6 protein-coding genes are annotated in these 4789 nt (G+C 55.3%); 5 read left to right on the top strand and 1 reads right to left on the bottom strand.

Features of this window, described 5'->3' with window-relative positions:
• The 3 genes from ACTHSP_RS18000 to ACTHSP_RS17990 form a co-directional block, all read left to right on the top strand.
• The coding region (locus ACTHSP_RS18000; protein ID WP_440346591.1) for an LPS-assembly protein LptD at positions 1-939 on the top strand (939 nt) is incomplete at its 5' end.
• On the top strand, positions 936-1925 hold the full coding sequence (locus tag ACTHSP_RS17995; RefSeq protein WP_440346590.1) for a peptidylprolyl isomerase: 990 nt from the start codon (positions 936-938) through the stop codon (positions 1923-1925). The genes ACTHSP_RS18000 and ACTHSP_RS17995, both read left to right, overlap by 4 nt.
• A gap of 114 nt (positions 1926-2039) precedes the next feature.
• Entirely contained in the window at positions 2040-2849 is an 810-nt protein-coding gene (locus ACTHSP_RS17990; RefSeq protein ID WP_440346589.1) for an alpha/beta hydrolase, read from the top strand.
• 156 nt (positions 2850-3005) lie between these two features.
• Here ACTHSP_RS17990 and rsmI read toward each other — a convergent pair whose 3' ends face one another.
• Positions 3006-3884 (bottom strand): 16S rRNA (cytidine(1402)-2'-O)-methyltransferase, encoded by an 879-nt coding sequence (gene rsmI / locus ACTHSP_RS17985; RefSeq protein ID WP_440346588.1) that lies wholly within the window; start codon positions 3882-3884, stop codon positions 3006-3008.
• 65 nt (positions 3885-3949) lie between these two features.
• Here rsmI and ACTHSP_RS17980 point away from each other — a divergent pair, with 65 nt between their 5' ends.
• Complete coding sequence (locus tag ACTHSP_RS17980) at positions 3950-4297, top strand: YraN family protein (RefSeq protein ID WP_003680646.1); 348 nt, start codon at positions 3950-3952, stop codon at positions 4295-4297.
• 4 nt (positions 4298-4301) lie between these two features.
• Positions 4302-4789, top strand: a 488-nt coding sequence (locus ACTHSP_RS17975; protein ID WP_440346587.1) for a phosphoheptose isomerase, incomplete at its 3' end; no start/stop codon positions are given.

The raw sequence follows: 4789 nt of genomic DNA, 5'->3' as shown, positions 1-4789 counted from the left end.
CTCAACAGTTTCAACGGTCAAAGCGGCCGCAATGTCAGCCGCGTCCTGCCGATTATCAACGTCGACAGCGGCCTGACCTTCGAGCGCAGGGCCCGTCTATTCGGCGGTAAATACCTGCAAACACTCGAACCGCGCCTGTTTTACAACTACATTCCGACCAAGTCCCAAAACGACCTGCCTAATTTCGACAGCTCCGAAAACAGCTTTACCTACTCGCAGCTGTTCCGCGAAAACCTGTATTCGGGCCACGACCGCATCAATTCGGCCAACAGCCTGACGCTGGCCACACAAAGCCGTATCCTCAACCCCAACACCGGTGCGGAACTCTTCCGTGCAGGTATCGGCCAGAAATTCTACTTCAAAAACGACAACGTCCTGCCTGACGGCAGCGTCAGCCGTTATCCGCGCAGCCAATCCGACTGGGTAGCCTTTGCACACGGCAACATTACCCCGAGCATCCGCATCGACTTGGACATCCACTACAACCAAAACCAAAGCCGTGCCGAAAGCTACGCCGCAGGGATTGCCTACAACCCCGAACCTGGCAAAGTCTTAAGCGCGCGCTATAAATACGGACGCAACGAGCGCATCTATCTGCAAGCCAACGGCGACTATTTCTACGACAGGCTCAGCCAAGTCGACCTTGCCGCCCAATGGCCGTTGAGTAAAAACCTGTACGCCGTTGCTCGTTACAACTACGAAATCGAAGCCAAAAAACCGCTGGAAATGCTCATCGGTGCAGAATACAAAAGCAACTGTGGCTGCTGGAGCGCAAGCTTGGTCGGCCAACGCTATGTTACCGGCGAAAACAGCCACAAAAACGCCGTATTCTTCAACCTCCAACTCAAAGACTTGAGCAATATCGGCAACAACCCATTCGAAAAACTCCGCTTAGCCATCCCCGGTTACAGCAAAACCAACGAGGTAGTCAAACAATGAACTTCAAACCCCTGATTCTCGTCGCCACACTCACTCTCGCAGTAGGCGCACACGCCGCCCCTAAAGCCAAAGCGACCAAAGCGCGTGCCAACAAAACCCCAGTCGTCAGCGCCACCACCATGCCTGCCGTACAAAGCGGCGTACATCTTTCAGACGGCATTGCCGCGGTTGTCGACAACGAAGTCATTACCCACCGCCAAGTAGCACAAGCCGTAGCGCAAGCGCGTCAAACCATGCCTAAAGGCACACAAATGGACGCCAACGAGCTGCGCCAACAAGTTTTGGCACAAATGATCAACCAATCCCTGATCCTCCAAGCAGGCAAACGCCGCAACATCCAAGCGACCGATAGCGAAATCGAAGCCGTTATCGCGCACAACCCCAACATCAAAAATCCGTCTGCCGCCGTCCGTCAAGACATCGCCGACAGCATTATTGTTGAAAAAGTGCGCCAACAAGCCATCATGCAAAACAGCCGCGTGAGCGACTCCGAAGTGGCACGCTACATCGAGCAGGCCAAACAACAAGGCATCACCCTGCCCGAAGCCGACCCCGTGCGCCAATATCATGCCCAACACATCCTCATTAAAGCCGACAACGACAATGCCGCCGTCGGCGCAGAAAGCACCATCCGCAAAATCTACTCACAAGCCCGCAGCGGCGCAGATTTCGGCGGTTTGGCACGCCAATACTCGCAAGACAGCAGCGCCGGCAATGGCGGTGATTTGGGCTGGTTTGCCGACGGCATGATGGTTGCCCCGTTTGAAGAAGCCGTCCACAAACTCAAACCCGGCCAAATCAGCGCCCCTGTCCGCACCCAATTCGGCTGGCACATCATCAAGCTGAACGACGTCCGCGAAGCAGGTACGCCTGAAGAGCGCCAACAAAACGCCGTCCGCCAATACCTGTCCCAACAAAAAGCACAACAGGCGACCACCAACCTCCTGCGCGAACTGCACAGCAGCTCATACGTTGACGTACGCTAATCGCGCGTATTGTTAAAAAGGCAGAAATCCGTACAATAAGGCCGTCTGAAATCCATTGTTCAGACGGCCTTTTCTCCTTTTCCTCACGCAACCCATTGATTAAAGCACCCCATCATGCCCATCCGTCCCAACTGGCAAACCGCCACCCTGCTGCAAGCCGAAGAAACCTCCGTTACCTCCGCCCACACCGGCCGCACCTACCGCATTCAAGCCGCGGCACTCGGCGAGCGTCCGGCTGGCGGCTATCCCGTGCTGTATATTCTTGACGGAGATGCCTTTTTCCCCGCCATCCTCAATATGGCGCAATCCCTGCTCATCAACCCCATCACCAAAAGCCATGCCGCCTGCCTGATTGTCGGCATCGGCTACACCGGCGGCAACATCCGCGACTTAAGCCAACGCGCCCTCGACTACACGCCGCCGCTGCCAGACAATGCGCCCGAATCCGAACGCAAACAATACGGCCAAGCCGACCGCTTCAGCCGCTTTATCGATGACGAACTCTCTGCCCTGCTCGACAGCAAATACCGCATCGATACCCAAAACCAAGCCGTCTTCGGCCATTCGTTCGGCGCACTGTACGGCCTCTATTCCCTGTTCACCCGTCCCGAACGATTCCGCCATTATTTGCTGGTTTCGCCGTCTATCTGGTGGCAAGACCGCCGCGTACTCGATTGGCTGCCCGACGCTTTGCCGCAAGGAGTCGGCATCCGCCTCAGCGCAGGCGAACATGAAGGCAGAAACAACCGTCCCGACCAAACCAGCCGCGGCATGGTCGCACAAGCCAAAATCCTTGCCGGCACGTTGCACCACCTCGGCGCAGATGTCCGCTTTACCCTCTACCCCAACGCCAATCACGGCAACGCCCCGTTTTACGCCCTGACTGACTGCATCGAATATTTGCGCAGCGCATGGCAGCGTTGAAGCAGGTTTGCCAAACATCGAGGCCGTCTGAAACGCAAACTTAGAAGCGTATTGAACCTCTTGGATCAATTTTAAACCCTCTAAAATCCAATCAAAAAAGGCCGTCTGAAATCTATTGTTCAGACGGCCTTTGATATACGGTTTGCCAATCAGCCATTATCCCTGCTTTTTCCATTCCAAAGCCAAATCATACAGCGCCTTTTTATTCTCGCCGGTAATCTTGGCGGCAAGCTCGGCAGCCTGTTTGGTCGGCAACTCAGCCGCAAGGATTTTCATGGTGTTTTGCGCCGCTTCAGGCAAATCGCTGTGTTTCTCTTTCACCGCAGGGTGCAACACCAGCACCATCTCGCCACGCGTTTGGTTGCTGTCGTTTTTAAGGGCGGCTTGGATTTCGGCAACTGTGTCGCTGAGGAAGGTTTCAAACGTTTTGGTGATTTCGCGCGCCAGAGTCAACCGGCGTTCGGGGAACTGCGCGGCCATATCCGCAAGGCTGGCTTCGATGCGGTGCGGCGTTTCAAACATCACAATCGGAAAATCGGCTTCCACCCATTTGGTCAACAGCTTTTGGCGCTCGCCGGCCTTAGGCGGCAGGAAACCGTTGAAGTAAAAATCGGATTCCGTCACCCCGGCCACGCTCAACGCCCCCATGACCGCGCTTGCGCCGACCACAGGCACCACTTTAAATCCGGCTTCGCGCACGCGGGCGGCAAGTTTCGCACCGGGATCGCAAACCGCAGGCGTGCCCGCATCCGAAACTTGGGCGACGCTCAGGCCGTCTGAAAGATTGGCGATGATTTTATCGGCCATTTGCTGCTCGTTGTGTTCGCGCACGCTCACGAGTTTGCCCTGAATGCCGTACGCACTCAAAAGCTGGGCGGTAACACGGGTGTCCTCGGCGCAGATAATATCGGCCTTTTGCAGAACAGCCAGTGCGCGCAGCGTTATGTCGGCTAAATTGCCGATGGGTGTGGCGACAACGTATAATGTCTGTTTTTCGATGCTGTCGACGGCTTTTTGCAGGTGTTTTGTGTACATAGATTCAAGGCCGTCTGAAACGGCGTCTCTTTAAAAACAATGATTATATAACGGGTAAACTTTTCATGCGCTTAAACCACAAACAGGGGGCGGCGGCCGAAGATGCGGCGCTGGCATTCCTGCTGGGCAAAGGCTGCTCTCTGCTGGCGCGGAACTGGCATTGCGCCTACGGTGAAATCGATTTAATCGTCAAAAACGGCGGTACGATTGTGTTTGTTGAAGTAAAATACCGCAAAAACCGAGGTTTCGGTGGTGCCGCATACAGCATCTCTCCGTCCAAATTATTGAAATTGCAACGAAGTGTAGAGTATTATCTGCAAAAGCACGGGTTAAACCATGCGCCCTGCCGCCTGGATGCGGTACTGATTGAGGGCGACGGCCAACCCGAATGGATTCAAAATATTACAGGTTAACCTCATGACAACATTACAAGAACGCGTTTCCGCGCATTTTGCCGAGAGCATCCGCGCCAAGCAGGAAGCCGAAAAAGTACTGGTCGAGCCGACCGTACAGGCTGCCGAGCTGATGCTGCAATGCCTGATGAACGACGGCAAAATTCTGGCCTGCGGCAACGGCGGTTCGGCTGCCGACGCGCAGCACTTCGCCGCAGAAATGACCGGCCGTTTTGAAAAAGAACGCATGGAATTGGCCGCTGTCGCGCTGACGACAGACACTTCCGCCCTGACCGCCATCGGCAACGACTACGGTTTCGACCATGTATTCAGCAAACAAGTGCGTGCACTCGGGCGTGCCGGCGACGTATTGGTCGGTATCTCCACCTCCGGCAATTCCGTCAACGTCATCGAAGCCATCAAAGCCGCACACGAGCGCGACATGCACGTCATCGCCATGACCGGCCGCGACGGCGGAAAAATCGCCGCCATGCTCAAAGATACCGACGTTTT

The organism is Neisseria sp. P0001.S005 (genome assembly GCF_051963715.1).
The sequence above is the reverse complement of the archived record's forward strand: the minus strand, read 5'-3'. Positions and strand labels throughout refer to the sequence as shown.

Excerpts from the sequence above, each read along its gene's own strand:
- rsmI (WP_440346588.1), bottom strand. The coding sequence starts at position 3,884 with ATGTACACAAAACACCTGCAAAAAGCCGTCGACAGCATCGAAAAACAG.
- ACTHSP_RS17990 (WP_440346589.1), top strand. The coding sequence starts at position 2,040 with ATGCCCATCCGTCCCAACTGGCAAACCGCCACCCTGCTGCAAGCCGAA.
- ACTHSP_RS17995 (WP_440346590.1), top strand. The coding sequence starts at position 936 with ATGAACTTCAAACCCCTGATTCTCGTCGCCACACTCACTCTCGCAGTA.
- ACTHSP_RS17980 (WP_003680646.1), top strand. The coding sequence starts at position 3,950 with ATGCGCTTAAACCACAAACAGGGGGCGGCGGCCGAAGATGCGGCGCTG.